Origin of the sequence: Microbulbifer epialgicus (assembly GCF_041447265.1) — a bacterium.
In the GTDB taxonomy this organism is placed as follows: Bacteria; Pseudomonadota; Gammaproteobacteria; order Pseudomonadales; family Cellvibrionaceae; genus Microbulbifer; species Microbulbifer epialgicus.
Map to the genome: position 1 here is coordinate 1 of NZ_JBGMEK010000190.1, position 2,557 is coordinate 2,557.

Genomic DNA, 2,557 nt, shown 5'->3' on the forward strand with positions numbered 1-2,557 from the left:
TCCGTGCAATTTCTGCTATAGACTCTGATTTCTTCCAAAGCTTTACGGCAGTTCGGCGTTTCTCTTCCTGCGCGGAAGCGGGTAATTTTCTTGCATCAATAATATCCATTTGGGTATTATACAGAACTATAGAGCCACCGGGTTAATAACTAGTACAGGACTGTATATCACTTACTACAATTCATAAAAAATATACACTGCATGAGTGATATGACACTCATAAAATTTGAATAATCTACTTAGCGTGATAGATCGTACGTCTTGATTACAATTGATTTTCCGGATTCACAATAAGTAACAATCATTAACTCTTTTTACCTCCCTCACTGTTAACAAACTTCCCGGTATTGCGCTTTTCATCGACAAAGAGGAGGCAGATAACCAATGCCGTTAATGCAAGATAAGAATTTACTGTAAAGGCTCTGGCTATGCCATTCGGCAACGATGGTGAAAACGCAACAATTGTGGTATTAATGGCCAACCCCAAACTTCCTCCGGCCACCCGAAACATGTAGATAATTCCAGCAGCCAGGCTTGACCTGGAGGGTGCGACAACCGTGATGGAAAACGTGGTAATGGTTGGATAAAAAAATCCCATACCCGCACCTAAGAATATTAACCCTGGGGCAAGACCTATAATTCCTATATTTTTGTTTATATTTGACAACATAAACATGCCTATAAATATTAATGCCGAACCTGCAGATGCAATTACCCTAGGGTTAAATGATTTATATAGGTTGCCAGACACATAGGAAATAACACTAAACACAATAAGCATCGGCAATAGCACAATTCCCGCCAAGGTTGCAGAATAGCCATGTATTTTTGAAAAAAATTGGGGTATATAGAATATGGGTGAAAAAAATACCACCGAAATAACCAACGTAGCAAAGCCCGCAGCGAACAACCTGTAATTACCAGCTATATCCCTTGGGATTAAAGCATTATCCTTCACTCGATACTCAACAATAACAAATACACCAAAGAAAAATAAGAATAATGCCATCAAAATGATAATCAGTGGATTTTTGAATCCAAAATCCACAGACAGATCCAACGCAAACAATAAGCTAAATAAAGAAACTGATAAGGTAGTTACACCTGCATAATCAATTTTTGCATCTAAATTTTTTGGGGTATCATCTGTCACAAATTTCCAACACATAAAACAAGCTATCGCAGCTTCAATTGGATTAAGAAAAAACGTTAAACGCCAATTAAATATGTCAGTAATCACCCCACCGAGAATAGGCCCTATAGTTAAGGATATCCCAGTAACTGCCATGACCAAACCCCCGGCAATTCCTGAGCGCTCTCTCGGTATCAGATTATAAATCATCCCTAATATAGATGGCCATATCATAGCACCGCCGATCCCCATTAGTGCCCTTGACGCCAGCAGTATAGAAAAATCCTTTGCTAGCCCACATATGACTGAGAAAAAGACAAATATCACGCTACCAATAAAAAATATCCGTCTTCGCCCAAATATGTCTGCCAATCGGCCTCCGGAAATAATCAAGACGCCAACTACCAAGGTATAGCCATTCAGCAACCATTGCACATTAGTAAAATCACCGCCGAAATCTGTTTCTATGATAGGTATTGTGCCAGAAAGAATGGTAATATCATTTGATACAAAAAATAATGCGAAGCTCAGTGCTGCTAAGCCCCAGAGCTGGTCCTTTGTTAGAGCTGCCCAATTTCCCATCATTTAATCATGGCTAAATATCTGTTATTGATGTACATGTCTCCAATTTTTCCATAGGACTATTCGCCATCTAGTAACTAACATCCAAGGATGGTGCCAGTTTTTAGCTATAAACACTCCATTATTGTATGGCAGAATCTATTTATTGATTAAAACTCCAAGTTTAATATGTAGTGTTTAATGCAATTATAAATATAGTTAATTTATTCAGTGGGGAGCTAGATAGCACGACGGTCGATTAGGGCGTCACATTAAACTTATTCACGAATGGAGAAGAAACAACGACACCAGGTCATAGCACTGCTTCATCATTCCCTCTGTATCACTTTGAATGAGCAAACTTCCAATACACAAAAGTCAATAAAACTGCCGCGAATAAGCCTCACAATTCACACTTAATTGCATATGACAAAAATACACTCTCCTAGTTACTACTGGGTCAGAAGGAAAGAATACACTGCACTCGATACACGCTGTAAATACTTCCCTGTAAGCTCGTAATCGGCATCCATGCCTCGTACGGTTCCGAGCGCAGTGTATTCTTTCCTTTCCCCTTTTTAGTAACTCGCATAGATGTAAAAGTAACAGTTCCCCTAACCTGACAGGTAATTCCCTTTAACAAAAAAATAAAACCTAGCCACCAGCCATCGAACCTTTGCCCTGCACTAAGCTTAGAATATTTGTTACTCACTACTTAGTCATGGGCTTCGGGATATTATAGCTGCCAGCCATAAGGGGAAACCGATAGAGATAAATAGGCCTTTCGGAAACAGCTGACAGTAAGTATCCCCCGGCAAAGCCGGGGGCTTTAATTTTGTGAGCCGCTCTAAGCGGCAATTACGG

General features: G+C 39.7%; 1 protein-coding gene. It reads right to left on the reverse strand.

Going from position 1 to position 2,557, the window contains the following annotated elements; translation table 11 throughout:
• Positions 1 to 304: 304 nt before the first annotated feature.
• Positions 305 to 1,714, reverse strand: a complete 1,410-nt coding sequence (locus tag ACCI49_RS24290) for an MFS transporter (protein ID WP_371841838.1) — start codon at positions 1,712 to 1,714, stop codon at positions 305 to 307.
• Positions 1,715 to 2,557: the final 843 nt, after the last annotated feature.